The sequence below is a fragment of the Nannocystis exedens genome (genome assembly GCF_002343915.1).
Lineage (GTDB): Bacteria > Myxococcota_A > Polyangia > Nannocystales > Nannocystaceae > Nannocystis > Nannocystis exedens.
The window spans coordinates 2206155-2222555 of sequence record NZ_NETK01000001.1 but is presented as its reverse complement, the minus strand read 5'-3'; the positions used below and the strand labels follow the sequence as shown (position 1 = coordinate 2222555).

7 protein-coding genes are annotated in these 16401 nt (G+C 73.9%); 4 read left to right on the top strand and 3 right to left on the bottom strand.

Annotated features, from left to right (window positions below; all coding sequences use genetic code 11):
- Positions 1-168 precede the first annotated feature (168 nt).
- Together NAEX_RS08635 and NAEX_RS08630 are read right to left on the bottom strand one after the other, a co-directional pair.
- Entirely contained in the window at positions 169-963 is a 795-nt protein-coding gene (locus tag NAEX_RS08635) for a hypothetical protein (protein ID WP_096327039.1), read from the bottom strand.
- A gap of 340 nt (positions 964-1303) precedes the next feature.
- On the bottom strand, positions 1304-2695 hold the full coding sequence (locus NAEX_RS08630; protein ID WP_170135568.1) for a glycoside hydrolase family 88 protein: 1392 nt from the start codon (positions 2693-2695) through the stop codon (positions 1304-1306).
- 283 nt (positions 2696-2978) lie between these two features.
- Here NAEX_RS08630 and NAEX_RS47530 point away from each other — a divergent pair, with 283 nt between their 5' ends.
- A complete protein-coding gene (locus NAEX_RS47530; RefSeq protein WP_170135567.1) occupies positions 2979-4256 on the top strand; it encodes a cytochrome P450 in 1278 nt (425 codons plus the stop codon).
- Positions 4257-4306: 50 nt separating this feature from the next.
- On the opposite strand, the gene NAEX_RS08620 is transcribed toward NAEX_RS47530, so the two are convergent.
- Complete coding sequence (locus NAEX_RS08620) at positions 4307-5413, bottom strand: ATP-binding protein (RefSeq protein WP_096327037.1); 1107 nt, start codon at positions 5411-5413, stop codon at positions 4307-4309.
- Between the two features lie 523 nt (positions 5414-5936).
- Between NAEX_RS08620 and NAEX_RS08615 the strand changes: the two genes are divergently transcribed.
- From NAEX_RS08615 to NAEX_RS08605, 3 genes are all read left to right on the top strand, one after another.
- Complete coding sequence (locus tag NAEX_RS08615; protein WP_143825543.1) at positions 5937-14651, top strand: non-ribosomal peptide synthetase/type I polyketide synthase; 8715 nt, start codon at positions 5937-5939, stop codon at positions 14649-14651.
- Positions 14652-14688: 37 nt separating this feature from the next.
- Positions 14689-15123: an ester cyclase gene (locus NAEX_RS08610; protein ID WP_096327035.1), complete on the top strand. Its 435-nt coding sequence runs from the start codon at positions 14689-14691 to the stop codon at positions 15121-15123.
- Between the two features lie 432 nt (positions 15124-15555).
- On the top strand, positions 15556-16281 hold the full coding sequence (locus NAEX_RS08605; RefSeq protein WP_096327034.1) for an SMI1/KNR4 family protein: 726 nt from the start codon (positions 15556-15558) through the stop codon (positions 16279-16281).
- Positions 16282-16401 lie beyond the last annotated feature (120 nt).

Below are 16401 nucleotides of genomic sequence, written 5' to 3'. Positions count from 1 at the left end.
TTCGCTTCGCGGCGAGCGCCTCCTGTAGCGGCCGAGCTCCTGCTCGCGGCGCCAGGATACCGAACGCGAGGCGGCTCGGTCGGCCCGCGGACACGCTCGTGTTCGTGGGTGGTGGAGTTCACATGTCCTTGGAGACACGTGATCAACCTCGATGAAGCGGCGCGGGGCTCACTGCCCTGGTGACGCTTCATCGCGCACGCGCGGCGCGACGAGCACGATCGCGTCGTCGCGGATCGCGGCGATGCCGAAGCCCAGCGACCAGACGGCGATCCACGGATCGAGCGGGTTCGGCACGTCGGCGAAGCGTCGGCCGGCGTAGCGACGCCACGGGCTCAGGGCGTCGAGGGATTCCGGGACGCGCGCGTCCGTCGTCGCCGCGAGGCGCCAGAACTCGTGCATGCGCAGGTCGCCCACGGCGCCGCCGTTCATTCCGGACGCCCTGCGGAGCGCGTACGCGAAGCGCCGTGCGCTCGCCCCGGACTCGATCCGCACGAAGGCGGGCGGGAGGATGTGGAAGTCGTAGTCGTTCTTCATGCGCCGCCAGCGGAGCCCGGTCGGGTTCCAGCGCGCCGCGATTCGCCACACCACGGGGACGTCGGGCGCGGCGCCGATCCGCCGCGCCGCCTCGCGCGCGTGTGCCTCCGCGACGCCGATCGATCGCGCGCTCGCGGCCACCGTGATCGCGTCGTCGACGCGCGCAGGGTGAGGCAGCACGTGGAGCCCGGCGAGCCGGACCTGCCGCGTCGGCTCGTCCGGCTCGCGTTTGCGCGAGCGCGCGGCGAACCGGCGCGACGGCGCGTCGATCCAGTCGGAAGGGATCGACCCGCGGTGGGCGAGCGCGAGCCAGGCTCCGCGCGGATCGACGAGCCCGGCGACGGCCGCGCGCGCGTCGGCGAGCGCGGGCCGTTCCGGCCGCATGACGCGGGCGGCGAGCGCCTCGAGGTCGATCGGCGCGCCGGGCACGGACGGAGGATACCACCCGGCAGCAGCGCCGCGAAGCCTTCGGGTCGACGGCACGCCGTCCGCAGGACGACGCGGACCGACGCGCGCGACGTCATGACCCGGCGAGCGTGTTCGCGTGGATCGACACCTCGAATTGTTCGCGCGCCTCGACCGCTGGCGACTCGTCGCGGCGGAGCGCGGCCGGCCCGCGCGTGACATCGTCATCGCGGCGACGAGCGAGCCCATCGATTCGCATTCACACGGTCCCGGCAATGGTGAAGCCTCGGGTCACGGCGACAGGCCGGAGCTGCGCTGCAGAGGATGCGCAGGGGCCCGTGCCGTGATGACGCCGTCGCGACGCTCACGGGAATTCCTCGCCCGCGAGCTCGAAGGCTGCGAGCAGGAACGGGCCGACGCCGTACGGCAGGTCCCGCCGGGCCCGGATCGAGCGATAGTTCCAGCGCGGGCCCGGATTGGTGGGGCCGGAGATCAGCGGCAGAGAGAGCGCGCCGTCTCGCGTCTCGAGGCGCGCGGTGACGCCGGCGAAGGCCCTGCGGGCGACGTCCAGGTATTCCGCGTCGATCCAGCCGCGATGGACGGCCCTGGCCAGCGCGTAGGCGACGAGCGCGGAGCCCGAGGTCTCCGGGTGGGTGAGGCCGGGGTGGTTGACGAGCGAGTCCCAGAGGCCGTCCGGTTGCTGCCAGGCGCGCAGGGCCGCGGCCAGGCGGAGGAAGACCCGGAGGAGCTCGGGCCGGCGCGGGTCGTCCAGGTCGAGCTCGTCCAGGATCGCGGCGATCGCCACCAGCGCCCAGCCGTTGCCGCGGAGCCAGTAGGTCGCGTCGGTCGGGATCGGGCGCCCGGCCGCGATCCGCCAGGCGTGACGAAAGAGCCCGTCTGCAGGATCCTGGAGGACGGACGCGAAGCGGAGCGGCTGAGTCGCCGCGAACTCGAGGAGCTCCGGGTCCCGCGCGTGACGCCCCCAGCGCGCGGCGAGGACCGCGTACATCATGAGCGAGTCGACCCAGATCGTCCCCGGGTAAAAAATGCGCAGACCGGAGTGGCCGAGGTGATCGAGGGTGCCGAGGCGATTCCTCGGCTCGGTCTTGACATAGTCGACCCCCGCGAGCGCATTGGCGAGCGCGCCGGCGTTCCCGCCGTCACGCGCCAGCGACACCGCGGTCAAGGCGGGCGCGGCCCGGTCGCTGCGATCGATCGCCGGAGGCCCGCGCCGCGCCCAGCGCTCGTGATAGGCCTCGAGATAGGCGCGCGCCGCTTTCGCGAACGACGCCGGCCCCGACTCCGCGAGCGGCCCCAGGCCATACAAAAAGACCGCGGGTCCCCAGTCCCAGCGCAGCGTCTCGGCGGGGTGGGCTCGCATGTACGCCCGCGCGAGCGCGAGACCAGGCTCGAGCGCGCCGCGCCGACGGCTCTCGAAGGCGAGGGTGACGGCCCGTTCTCGCTGGCGGCAGGACGCCCGGACTTCGAGGTGGTGCGCACCCTCCCGCGGGAGCCGGACCCGACCGTACCATTGCCGCCGGTACGGGCCGGCGGCCCATGTCACGGGCACCTCCGTGCCGTCGAGCCGGACGTGTTCGCGGAGGCGGCCGCCGGCGCACGCGCGTACGCTCAGGACCACGGACGTGCCGAGGACGAGTCCGCCGGGCGCCGGTGACTCCATGCGCACACTCGCCCCGGCCGCGGTCGGCAGGACGGCGAGGAGCACCACGACGAACGCCGGGACCCGCGGCGGCACGGGCGACAGCTTCCCCGATCTCGGGGCCGCTTCCAAGGCGACGCCAGCGCGATCGATCGAGAGCGTCTCCTCGCGGGCCGCGAGGGTGTACACCAGCGTCGCGGCGACGCCGAGCTCGAACGGGGGGTCCGGCTTCGACTCGCGCGGGGGGCGACGACCGACAATCTCGGCGCCAGCGGGGCGGATACGCCCGAGCGCGCGCACGTGCCATTGGACGTCGCCACGGCAGTCGGCGTGCGTGCTCTTGAAGCCGCCGATCCGGCCCGAGTACGCTTCGGCGGCGATGTGCCCCGCATTCTCGTTCTTCTCGCCCGAAGTGCAGCAAGACCCGTATTCACGGTACGCCGTGGCGCGCGCCGAGGAGCCGATCTCCTTCTGCGAGGATCTGGGCATGTGGGTGGTCACCCGGCACGCCGACGTCGTCGCCATCCTCCGCGACACCGACCGCTTCTCCTCGCGGGTCACCACGACGAACGTCAAGGAGCCGCCGCCCGAGGTGATGGCGGTGATGCGGAAGGGGTTCCCGCGCAGCGGTTCGATCGTCCAGCTCGATCCGCCGGAGCACACGGCGGTGCGGCGGAAGATGAACGCCGCCTTCACCGCCGAGCGGATCTCCGCGCTCGAGGGCACGGTCGTCGCGCTGGCCGACGCGCTCGTCGATGCCTTCGTCGCCGACGGACGGGCCGAGCTGATGACGCGCTTCTGCGGGCCGCTGCCGGTGGCGGTGATCGCCGGCATCCTGGGCGTCTCGCAGGCCGACGCCAGCAAGTTCGGTCAATGGGCGGACGACGCGGCGCGCCTGTTCATGGGGGGTCAACTGCCGACCGACGAGTGGGTGCGCGCGGCCGAGAGCGTGGTGGCGATGCAACATCACCTCGCGGGGCTCATCACCGAACGAGCGAGCGCGCCGGCGGCCGATCTGCTGACGACCATCCTTCAGGCGGCGACGGACTCCGGCGGTCGGCTCGACATGATCAAGGCGGTCACCTATGCGACCACCTTCGTGTTCGCGGGTCACAAGACCACCACCGATCTGCTCGGCAACGCCGTGCGGCTGTTGCTCCTGCACCCGGACCGGCTCGCGGCGCTGGTGCGCGATCCGTCGCTCGCCGCCGCCGCGGTCGAGGAGACCCTCCGCCGCGACTGCCCGGTCCCGGGGACGACCCGCGTGGCCCGGGTCGAGGTCAAGCTCGGCGACGTCACGATCCCGCAGGACGCCCGGGTGTTCCTGGCCCTCGGGTCAGCCAATCACGACGAGCGCGTGATCGCGGACCCGCTGCGGTTCGACCCCGAGCGCGCCGACGTGGGCGAGCACCTCGCATTTGGTCGCGGGGTCCATTTTTGCCTCGGCGCCGCGCTCGCGCGCCTGCAGGGGCGCGTGGGGCTCTCGGTGCTCACCTCGCGCTTGCCGGGGCTGCGCCTCGCCGGCGATCCGCCGCTGAAGTTCCGGCAGGTCGTGATGTTCCGCGGCCTCGTCTCGCTCGAGGTCTGCTGGGACGCGCCGGCGGCCGATCCGAGGAGCTCCGCCGGCCCCTCGGCGACATCGACCCCCGCCACGTAGGCGAGCACGCAGCGGCGTGCCGGCGTCAGGGCGGACAGCAGCGGGCGACTCTACCGCGGGCGACGTGGACGGCGCCCGGGCTGCCCTTTGGAAGACTCGTCCGGCTCACCGGCCTTCACGCGCCGGCGCAGCGCGTCGGCGTCCTCCGGGGCGCGCTCGGCCCAGCGCTGCAGGGCGGTCGACGTCGCTTCTTTCACCGCGGAGTACACGCTCGAGTGAATGGGCGGGCTCATGGTCTGCCGGCCGTACTCCGAATCGGCGAGCCGCACGGCGACCGCAGCCACGAGCCCCTCGAGGGGGCGTTCGCTGCGGATCTGCAAGAAGTCGCGGATCCCGGCGAGCAGACCGGTGACGTGCGGGCCGTCCTCCATGTGCTGGAGATTGACGTAGCCGAGGAGCTGCGCCGGCCGTCCGCGCGGTTCGCTGCGCCAGGCGAGGGCGACCTCGACGGGGGTCGGGCCGTGCTCCGTCGCGTATTCGCTCTGGTGGTGCGCGACGTCGCCGAGCGGTCCGGGGAACTCGGCGCGGACCCGGGCGACGAGGCCGGTCGCGCGCTCGCCCGCGAAGCTCCACGACAGCGCGTTCGCAGGCAGCAGGAACGCGAGGTCCTCGAGGCGGCGCGTCAGTTCGACTCGTGGCACGCGCATGCACTGGAAGATCTGCGGATCGGGCCGGAAACGGACGCGCGTGCCCGACGGTCGCGAGGCGGCGTTCACTCGCAGGGGGACGTGCCGCAGGCCGCCGGCGTACGCGACGGTGGCCTGCTCGCCGGCGTGGACGGTGTCGACCTCGAAGGGATCGCTGAGCGCGTTGGCGACCGCCAGGCCGAGGCCGTGGAGCCCGAGGTGGAAGCGCGGGCGGTGACGGTCGACCGTCGGGGGCCTCGACGGTCGCTCGAGGACCTCGACCAGCGAGCCTGCGGGGATCCCCGGGCCGTCATCGGAGACGGTGACGAAGTCGTCGGCGTCGATGCGGACGTCGACGCGGGTGCAGCGGCCGAGCACGATCTGATCGATCGCGCGGTCGACGATCTCGAGCAGCATGTGCAGCGGGCCGGCACCGTCGTCGGTCGAGCGGATGTACATGCGGGGCCGTCTGCGCACAGCCTCGTGCAGCGTGAGGACCTGAATCGTGTCCGCGGTGTAGTCGCTCGCCACGCGCCGATGTTATCGCAGGGCGTCGCCGTCCGTCACGACATGCCGCGCTCTCCTTCGTGAACCCGTCGAGCCCGCGCGCGGCCGGGCGTGCGAGAGCAGTGACGCCGCCGCGGCCGACAATTGCTCGCCGCGAAGAATGCGCCCGTGTGCCGCACGCGACCGGTACGGAGATCCCCGCGCGCGATGTCGATCGGCGGCCGCCGGCGCCGATGAACGCCGCTATCGCCGCGTGTGAGGCAGTTCACGGTCGCGGCCGAAGGCGCGGTCAATTGTTCGGATCGCGGGCCTCACAACAGCTATCGAGACCGAACGAACACCGGTAATCACCGGAATTACGCGCGTAGAGCACGAGATTCGGCGCGCACGCGATTCGCGATTCACGCGACCTTCGCTCGATACGAATCATCGTATTCGTATTGCACAAAACAGGTCCGGTCAATGGCCGCGGACCCGACGACGTTTTCACCTCGCAACCCGGCGCGCGCGGGCTGTGCCCGCATTTTTGCCCGAAGGAAGATTTGCCGTGTCTTATCGAGATTCGCACCCCGTCGCCCTCCCCGCCGCCGTCCGCGAGCTGTCCTTCGGCCTGCGGACCGAATTTCCGCGCGATCGCAGCGTCGCCGCCGTGTTCGAGGAGCAGGTGCGGCGCGCCCCCGACGCGATCGCGCTGCGGTTCGAGGGCCGGGAGACGAGCTACCGCGAGCTCAACCGGCGGGCGAATCGGCTGGCCCGGCGGCTCCGGGCCTGCGGCGTCGGCGTGGACACGCCGGTCGGGATCCTGATCGACCCGTCGCCTGCGGTGATCGTCGCGATCGTCGCGATCCTCAAGGCGGGCGGCGCCTATGTCCCGCTCGATCCGCAGCACCCGGCGAGCCGGCTCGCGCGGATGATCGAGGAGGCCCGGCTGTCGGTGCTGCTCGGGAGCCGCGAGGCGGCCGCGCAATTCGGGTTCACGGGCGAATGCATCGACTACCCCGGCGCGGACGACGACGCGCCGACCGACGCCGGCGACGACGTCGACGTCGCTGGCGGCGCGGGTCCCGAGGACCTCGCGCACGTCCTCTACACCTCCGGTTCGACCGGCCGGCCCAAGGGCGTGTGCATCCTGCACCGCGGCGTGCTGCGGCTGGTGCTCGACACCGACTGGATCCGGCTCGGGCCGGACGACCGCGTCGCGCAGGTCGGCAGCGTCTCTTTCGACATCGCCACCGCGGAGATCTGGGGCGCGCTGCTCAACGGGGCCTGCCTGTGCATCATCCCCCGCGACGTCCTGCTGTCCCCCGCCGCGCTGGCGCGGACGCTGGCCGACGAGCGGATCTCGTTCCTGCTGCTGAGCACGCCGCTGTTTCACCGCCTGGCGTCGATCGTGCCGGGCGCGTTCGCCGGGGTCCGCACGCTCGTGGCCGGCGGCGACGTCCTCGATCCGAAGTGGGTCCGCGAGGCGTTCGCCGCCGGCAGGCCGGGGCGCCTCGTCAACATCTACGGCCCGACCGAGTGCACGACCTGCGTGACGTGGTTCGAGCTGCAGGCGGCCCCCGATCCGGCAGCGAGCATCCCGATCGGCCGGCCGCTCGCCAACACGACCGTGTACGTCCTCGACGAGCGCCTCGCGCCGGCGGCGATCGGGGAGCCGGGGGAGGTCTACCTCGGCGGCGACGGGCTCGCGCGCGGCTACCTGAACCGCCCCGAGCTGACCGCCGAGCGCTTCGTCCCCGACCCGTTCGCGGCCGATCCGGGCGCGCGTCTGTACCGCACGGGGGACCGCGCGCGCTGGCGGCCGGACGGCAACCTCGAGTTCCTCGGGCGCATCGACAGCCAGGTCAAGGTCCGCGGGTTTCGCATCGAGCTCGGCGAGATCGAGTGCGCCCTGCGAACCCACGCGGCGGTCGGCGACGCGATCGTCCAGGCCCGCGAGGACGTGCCCGGCGACAAGAAGCTCGTCGCCTACGTGTCGCCGCGGCCCGGCCACGACGTCGACATCGTCGCGCTGCGCGAGCACCTCGCGCAGCAGCTCCCGGCGTACATGGTCCCGCAGGCGTTCGTGACGCTCGCGGAGCTGCCGCTGAGCGCCCACGGCAAGGTCGACCCGCGGAGGCTGCCGGCGCCGCGCTTCGAGGCCGACGAGCGGGTCGCGCCGCGCAGCGCGCTCGAGGCCTCGCTCGCGCGGATCTGGGCCGACGTCCTCCGGCTCGCGGAGGTCGGCGTCCACGACCGCTTCCTCGAGCACGGCGGCGACTCGTTGCTCGCGCTGAGTTTGATCGATCGCGTCCACCGCGAGCACGGCGTCGTCCTCTCGGCCCGCGCCGTGTTCGAGGCGGCGACGATCGAGGGGCTCGCGCGCGCGGTCGAGGCCGCGCGGGCGGCGGGCGAGGCGACGGCGATCGTCCCGGTGACGCCGGTCGACAGGTCCCGGCCGCTGCCGCTGTCGTTCGCCGAGCGGCAGCAGTGGTTCATGTCCCGGATGGCCCCGGAGAGCACGTTCTACAACGAGCCGTTCACCGTGCACCTCGCGGCGGACACCGATCCGGAGCTGCTCGAGCAGGCGCTGCGGCTCGTCGCCCGTCGCCACGAGATCCTGCGCACGACCTACGCGCTCGCGGCGGACGGGCCCGTCCGGATCGTGCACGCCGGCTTCGCGCCGACGCTCGCGCGCGAGGACCTGCGGGCGACGCCGGCGGCGCTGCGGGAGGAGCGGGCGCGGGAGCTCGCCACGCGCGACGCCCGGGCGCTCTTCGACCTCGAGCGCGGCCCGCTGCTGCGCGCGACGTTCGTGCGGCTCGACGACGCCGTGTGCCGGCTCTACCTGGTGATGCACCACATCATCATCGACGGGCTGTCGATGGCGATCTTCCTGCGCGAGCTCGAGGCGTGCCACGCGGCCCTCGCCGCCGGCCGGCGCCCCGAGCTCGCCCCGGTCTCGTTGCAATACGCCGACTTCGCGGCGTGGCAGACCGACGAGCGCCAGCTCCGGGCGATCGCGCCGCACCTCGAGTACTGGACGTCGCAGCTCCGGGGCGTCGGCGCGCTCGAGCTGCCCGGCGTCCGCCCGCGCCCGGCGACGCCGAGCCACCGCGGGGCGCGGCATTACCTGCACATCCCCGCGTCGCTGGTGTCCGACGTGAAGGAGCTCGCGCGCGCCGCGGGCGCGACCCCGTTCATGACCTTCCTGGCGGTCTACGGGGTGCTGCTGCAGCGCATGTCCGGCAGCGACGACTTTGCGATCGGCGCTGTGTTCTCCGGCCGCGGTCGGCCCGAGTTCGGCGAGGTCATGGGCATGTTCGCCAACCCCTTGCCGATCCGCGTGCGCGCGGCCGCGGACCTGGCGTTCCGCGACCTCCTGCAAGACGTCCGCGCCGCCTGCCTCGGCGCGTTCGAGCACGACGCGCCGCTGTCCTCGATCATCGAGGCGGTGAACCCCGAGCGCCACGCGAACAGGAACCCGCTGTTCCAGGCCTCGTTCACGCTCGAGCCGGCGATGTCGGCGCCCGGGTCGGCGTGGCGGATGGAGCAGTTCGAGATCGACACCGGCGCCGCCAAGTTCGACCTCTCGTTCGAGCTCGACGAGCGCCCCGACGGGATCGCCGTCCGCATCGAGTACGCCGCGGATCTGTTCGACGCCTGGCAGATCGAGGCGATGGGCGGGCACTACCTCGAGCTGCTCCGCGGCGCCGCGCAGCGGCCGGACTCGCCGATCCGCGCGCTCCCGCTGCTCACGGCGCCGGAGACGGCGCAGCTGCTCGCGTGGAGCCGCGGGCCCCGGGCCGACGCGCCGGCCGAGGCGCTGCACCGCCTGTTCGAGCAGCAGGCGCAGCGCACCCCGGACGCGCCCGCGGCGGTGTTCGCGGATCGCGGGCTGACCTATCGCGAGCTGAACGTCGCCGCCAATCGCCTGGCGCGTCACCTCCGCGGCCGCGGGGTCGGGGTCGGCGACATGGTCGGGATCTGCGTCGAGCGCTCGCTCGACATGCTCGTCGGCGTGCTCGGCATCCTCAAGGCCGGGGCCGCGTACGTGCCGCTCGACGCCTCGTACCCGCCGGCGCGGCTCGCGTTCATCCTCGGCGACACGAACATCCGCTGGATCGTCGGCGAGTCGGCGACGCGCCCGCTCGTCGCCGACTCCGACGCGACGGTCCTCTGCCTCGACGAGCTGCGCGACGCGCTGGCCGCCGCGCCGGGCGACGACCTCGACGTCGAAGTCGCGGCCGACGACCTGGCGTACGTCATCTACACCTCGGGGTCGACGGGGACGCCCAAGGGCGCGCTGATCGAGCACCGGAGCGCGTATCAGTTCTGCCGCAACGTGGTGGCGCCGCTGGGCTTCGGCCCCGGGCTGCGGGTGCTGCAATTCGCCCGCCTCGGGTTCGATGCCTCGGTGATCGACATCTTCGTGACGCTCGCGTCCGGGGGGACGGTCCACCTGGCGCATCCTCGCGATTTGATCCCCGGCTTCGAGCTCGCCGAGCTGCTCGCGCGGCAACGGATCGGCCTCGTGTGCCTCCCGCCGTCGGCGCTGGCGATGGTGCCGCGGCGCGCGCTGCCGGATCTGCGGGTCCTCATCGCCGCCGGCGAGGACTGCCCGCAGGAGCTCGTCGACGCCTGGGCGCCCGGGCGTCGGTTCTTCAACGTCTACGGGCCGACCGAGACCACCGTGTTGGCGACGATCGCCGAGTGCACCCCGGGCCGCAAGCCGCCGATCGGCCGGCCGTTCGCGGGGGTCGAGACCTACGTCCTCGACGCCGCGCTGCAGCCCGTGCCCGCCGGGGTGCCCGGGGAGCTCTACGTCGGCGGGACCGGCCTCGCCCGCGGCTATCTCCGGCGGCCGGAGCTGCAGGCCGAGCGCTTCGTCGCGGTCCCGGTGGCCGGCGGCGCGACGCTCTACAAGACCGGCGACCGGGCGCGCTTCCTGCCGGGCGGCGAGATCGAGTTCCTGGGGCGCCTCGATCATCAGGTCAAGCTCCGCGGCTTCCGCATCGAGCTCGGCGAGATCGAGGCGGCGCTGCGGCAGCACCCCGGGGTGCGAGATGCCGTGGTGGTCGTGCAGTCGATCGCAGGCGACAAGCGCCTGGTCGGCTACGTCGCCGCGCCCGCGGCAGCGCGCGAGGACCTGCCGCGGAGCCTCAAGGAGCGCCTCCGCGGCCGGCTCCCGGACTACATGGTGCCGGCCGAGATCGTCGTGATGGACGCGCTCCCGCTCGGGCCCAACGACAAGCTCGACCGCAAGGCGCTGCCGCTGCCCGGGCGCTGGGGACCCGCGGCGGCGGAGCGGCCCGCGACGGGCACGCAGGAGGTGCTGGCGAAGATCTGGCGCCGCGTGCTCGGGGTCGCCGAGGTCGGCCTGCGCGACGGGTTCTTCGACCTCGGGGGCAGCTCGCTGCTGCTCGCGCGCGTCCAGGCGGACATCACCGCCGAGCTCGGCGTCCGGCCGAGCATGGCGACGCTGTTCCAGTTCCCGACCCTCGAGGCGCTGGCGCGTCACCTCGACGGCGAGGCCCGGCCCGCGCGGGACGAGCGGCCGGCGGAGCGCGCCCCGGCGCCGCGCGCCGGCGGGATCGCCATCATCGGCATGGCCGGCCGCTTCCCCGGCGCGGGCGACGTCGACGCGCTGTGGACGCTGCTCGTCGAGGGCAGGGAGGGCATCTCCCGCGCCGACGACCCCGCGGGAGATCCGGCGTACGTGCGCGCCGCCGGGCTGCTCGCGGGCGCCGACGAGTTCGACGCCGAGTTCTTCGGCTACACGCCGAAGGACGCGCGGCTGACCGACCCGCAGCAGCGGCTGTTCCTCGAGTGCGCCTGGGAGGCGATCGAGCGCGCCGGCTACGACGCGCGGCGCCTCGGCAAGGCGGGGGTGTTCGCCGGCTCGGGCGTGCCGCGCTACTGGCTCGAGCAGGTCGCCCTCCAGGGCGGCGGGGCGCCGACGGCCGCATGGTACCAGTCGATCCTCGGCAACCCCTGGCAGTTCCTGGCGACGACGACGGCCTACAAGCTGGGGCTGCGCGGCCCGGCGCTGACGGTGCAGACGGCGTGCTCGACGTCGCTGGTCGCCGTGCACATGGCCTGCCAGAGCCTGCTGACGGGCGAGTGCGAGGTGGCGCTGGCGGGCGGCGTCTCCCTCGCCGCGCTCGGCGAGGCCGGCTACGTGTACGAGGAGGGCAGCATCCTCTCGCCCGACGGGCGGTGCCGGCCGTTCGACGCCCGCGCGCAGGGCACGGTCCCGGCCAGCGGCGTCGGCGTGGTGGTGCTCAAGCGCCTCGAGCAGGCGCTCGCCGACGGCGACACGATCCACGCCGTCATCCGCGGCTCGGCGATCAACAACGACGGCGCCGACAAGGTCGGCTTCACCGCGCCGAGCGTGCAGGGGCAGCGCGAGGTCATCGCCGCGGCCCAGGCCGCCGCCGGCGTGCGCCCGCAGGACATCGGCTTCGTCGAGGCCCACGGCACCGCGACCCCGCTCGGCGATCCGATCGAGGTCCAGGCGCTGCGCCTGGCCTTCGGCGCCGACCCCTCGAGCGCGCCGTACTGCGCCCTCGGGTCGCTCAAGAGCAACCTCGGGCACCTCGACGCCGCCGCGGGCGTCGCCGGCCTGATCAAGGCGACGCTGGCGATCGAGCACGCGTACCTGCCCGGCACGCTGCACTTCGAGCGGGCCAACCCCGAGCTGCAGCTCGAGGGCAGCCCGTTCTACGTCCGCCGCGAGGGCGCGCCGTGGGTCACGCCGGCGGGCGTCGTCCGCCGCGCGGGCGTGAGCTCGTTCGGCATCGGCGGCACCAACGCGCACGTGATCCTCGAGCAGGCCCCCGCGGCCTCGATCCCCGCGCCCGCGGCGGAGCCGGCGCTGCTCGTGCTGTCGGCGGCGCGCGAGGACGGGATCGACGCGGCGTCGCGTCGCCTCGCCGAGCACCTGGGGCGGCACCCGACGCAGTCGCTGGCCGACGTCGCGTTCACGCTGCAGCAGGGCCGCGCCGCGCTCGCGCACCGGCGGGCGGTCGTGTGCCGCAGCGTCGAGGAGGCCCGGCGCGCGCTCGCTGCCCCGGCGGCGGCGCGGCGGGCCCGACCGCGCGCGCCCGAGGTCGTGTTCCTGTTCCCCGGCGGCGGCAGCCAGCGCGTCGGCATGGGCGCGGGGCTCTACCGCAGCGAGCCGGTCTACCGCGCGGCGCTCGATCGCTGCGCCGATCTGTTCGCGCGGGAGCTCGGCGGTGACCTGCGCGCGCTCCTCTTCCCGCCCGCGCACGACCGCGACGCCGCGGCCGCGCAGCTGCGCGTGCCGTCGTGGAACATGGCCTCCGTGTTCGCCACCGAGTACGCGCTGTCGCAGCTGCTCGCCGCCTGGGGCGTGCGCCCGGCGGCGATGATCGGCCACAGCCTCGGCGAGTACACCGCGGCCTGCCTGGCGGGGATCGTGGCGCTCGAGGACGCGGTGGCGCTGGTCGCCCTCCGCGGCCGGCTGTGCGACGCGATGCCGGCCTCGGCGATGCTGGTCGTGCCGCTGCCGCCGGCCGAGCTCGCGCCGCTGCTCGGCGACGGGCTCGCGCTCGCCGCGGTCAACGGGCCGAAGCACGTCGTCGTCTCGGGGCTCGCGCGGGCGCTCGACGCCCTCGAGGAGCAGCTGCGCGGTCGTGGCGTGCAGACGCACCGCCTGCCGCTCGCAGGCGGCTTTCACTCCCCGCTGGTCGAGCCGGCGATGGCCCCGCTGACCGCCCGCGCCGCCACCCTGCGCCTGCACGCGCCGGCGCTGCCGGTCGTGTCCAACGTGACCGCCGACTGGATGCGGGCCGACGACGCGCGCGACCCGAGCTACTGGGCGCGCCACCTGCGGCAGACCGTGCGGTTCTCGGAGGGGCTCGCGCGCGTGCTGCAGGACCCCGGGCGGATCTTGCTCGAGGTCGGGCCCGGCAAGAGCCTCGCCACGCTGGCGCAGCTGCACCCCGACGCGACGCCGCAGTCGCTGATCGTGAGCGCGCTCGGCGACCGCGCGGCGGACGACGACCGGGTCGCCCTGCTCGAGGCGGTCGGCGAGCTGTGGTGCGCCGGCGTGGAGATCGACTGGGCGGCGCTCCAGGGCGAGGCGCGGCGGCGGCGGGTCCCGCTGCCGACCCACCCGTTCGCGCGCCAGCGCCACATGCTCGACGCAGCCCCCGCGCGCCGCCCGGAGCCCGTCGTCCACCTGCCGCGACCGGTGCTCGCGCCCGCGACGCCGACGCTCCCCGCCGCGATCGAGCCCGCGCTCGCGGCGCTGTGGGAGGAGCTCCTCGGCGTCGAGGCGGCGCGGCTCGCCGCCGGCAGCGACTTCTTCGACCTCGGCGGCACCTCGCTGCTGGCGGTGCAGATGATCCGCGCGATCAAGGAGCGCCTGCAGGTCCCGCTGACCGCCCACGCGATCCTCGAGCACCGGACGCTCGGCGCCCTCGCGCGCGTGGTCGAGGAGGCGCGCCCGCGGGCGACGCGAGGCGGATCGAGCCCGCTGCTGATCCGCCTGCAGGACGGCGCGCCGGGGCACACGCCGCTGATCCTCGTCCAGCCGATCGGCGGCACGGTCTACACGTACATGGCCCTCGCGCGCGAGCTCGGCGCGGAGCGCCCGGTGTTCGCGTTTCGGGCCTTCGGCCTCGAGGACGGCGAGGTCCCGTTCGACAGCGTCCCGGAGATGGCCCGCCGCTACGTCGAGGAGCTCCTCGAATTCCAGCCGGAGGGCCCCTACCTGCTCGGGGGCCACTCCTCCGGCGGCGTGATCGCGTACGAGATCGCGGGCCAGCTGCTCGCGCGCGGCCACGCCGTCGAGCGGGTCGTCCAGGTCGACACGGTGACCGTCGAGCAGTCGCACCGCCTCGGCGTCCGCGACATGCACGACGCCATCCGGCTGGTCGAATCGTTCAAGGCCATCTCTTCGGACCTGGCGTCGTCGCTGCTCGTCGCCATGCGCTCCGACCCGCGGCTCGGCGCGGTCATCCTGGCGACCAACAAGGCGCTCGCGCACTATCAGCCGGCGCGTCACCCCGTCTCCCTCGTCTACCTCCGGGCCAGCGAGCGCGACTCGGTGCTCGACCCGCACGCCGACGCGTGGTGGCGCGCGCAGACGGCCGGCGGCTTCGAGGCGCACGACGTGCCGGGCGACCACTTCTCGGTGATGGAAGACCCGCACGTCGCCGCGGTCGCCCGCGTGCTCCGCGACCGCCTCGATCGCCCCGAACCCGCCCGACTGCCCGCAGCCGCGGCCGAGCGCCGGTCCCGCGGCGCGGCCTGATCTCGCCACCCGACTGACGCGAAAGGAGGACGGTCCCATGTCGATCGACGCCAACAAGGAGCTCGTGCGCCGCCTCGTGGAGGCGATCAACCGCGACGACGCGGCCGCGTTCGAGGCGCTCGTCGCCCCCGAATTCCTGCTCCGCGACGCGGTCGTCCCGACGCCGCGGGGGCCGGCCGGTTTCCGCGAGGCCGCGGCCGTGTTTCACGCGGCGTTCCCCGACTTCGAGGAGACCGCCGAGGACGTGATCGCCGAGGGCGACAAGGTCGTGCTGCGCTGGACGGCCCGCGGCACGCACCGCGGCGAGTTCCTCGGCGTCGCGCCGACCGGGCGGGTGATCGGCTTCTCGGGCATGGCGGTGTTCCGGGTCGCCGACGGGAAGTTCGTCGAGTCGTGGCAATGCCACGACCGCCAGGGGATGCTGCGCCAGCTCGAGCGCGCCGCCGCCTGCGAGGGCGGCGGCGGGCGATGATCGAAGCTCCGCCGTCATGAGGGACATGCGCCTCGGGACAGGTGAGCGATCTCCGGGGTGGCGTCGCTCGGCGCACGAGCGGCGGGGACTCGCTCGCGCGCCGTCGCGCTTGCCCGCATTGTTCGCCGCGTCGCCCGAGCGAGATCGTTCGCGTGCCTCGCTGTGGCATCGCTCCGATGACGTCGATTCGCGGTGAATCAGCGGAGAGCGTGTTCGCAATGGAGCGGCCGCGAATGGCGATACATCGTTCGGTGCGCCGGGGCGTGACGGCCGTGTCGCGCGGCTCTGGTTCGATTGTGGCTCCATTCGGCGGTAGAAGCGTCGCGGCTTGCGGGCGATTGTGAGGAGCGCCCGGACCGGGCGACGCCGCGGTCGGATTCGCCGGCGGACGGGCACCCTGCGGCGACGGGCGCCGGCTACCATGGGCCTCGCATGGCCCGCAAGCGCGCCTCCTCCCATTCGTTCCGCGCCCGCTTCGACGCGATGGTCGCGGCCCTCCGCAAGCACCCGAAGATCGAGGTCTTCGACGTCGTCGTCCGCCCGCCGGCGAGCGCCGCCGACCTCGCGGCGGCCGAGGCGGCGATCGGCATGCGCCTGCCGCCGGAGATCCGCGCGTTCTACGAGGCTCACGACGGCGTGTTCCTCGAGTGGGGCCTGAAGGGCGAGGACTACGAGCGCACGACCCCCTTCGCCGGCCCCGACGACCATCACCCGCCCGGCTGCATCAACCTGCTGCCGGTCCGCCAGGCGATGTCGCCGTCGTGGGAGGAGGACTCGCACGTCAACGAGATCCAGCCCGACCACCAGGAGCTGCTGTTCGGCGCGCCGCTCGACCCGCAGCCGGAGGTCGCGGCCGTCTGCGTCGACAACTACGCGCGCTACCACCACGGCGACCTCGTGCTCGGCCCCTCGCCGGTGATGGTCGTCTCGACCGACTACGGCGCCGACATGGACTCGTCCGACTTCGTGTCGTTCCCGGTCTACCTCGACCTGACGCTCGCCCTGTTCGGCGTCGACCGCTACGAGCACGGCCTCGGCATCGGCTGGAGCCGCCAGCCGCAGCGGGTCGAGGCCTGGACGAAGCAGTTCGAGCTCGACGCGCTGCTCGCCAGGCTCAGCGACGACGGCGAGGACGAAAACGACGACGACGAGGACTGAAGACCGGGAGTCGTCAGGACACGCCTCGCACGCGGCGGGGGAGGGTGCGTGGCGTGCAGATCGAGCCGCTCGGGCGCTGGCGCGTCACCCGGCAGGCGCGCTCGCTGTGCGCCGGCGCCG

Excerpts from the sequence above, each read along its gene's own strand:
- NAEX_RS08610 (WP_096327035.1), top strand. The coding sequence starts at position 14,689 with ATGTCGATCGACGCCAACAAGGAGCTCGTGCGCCGCCTCGTGGAGGCG.
- NAEX_RS08605 (WP_096327034.1), top strand. The coding sequence starts at position 15,556 with ATGGCCCGCAAGCGCGCCTCCTCCCATTCGTTCCGCGCCCGCTTCGAC.
- NAEX_RS47530 (WP_170135567.1), top strand. The coding sequence starts at position 2,979 with ATGTGCCCCGCATTCTCGTTCTTCTCGCCCGAAGTGCAGCAAGACCCG.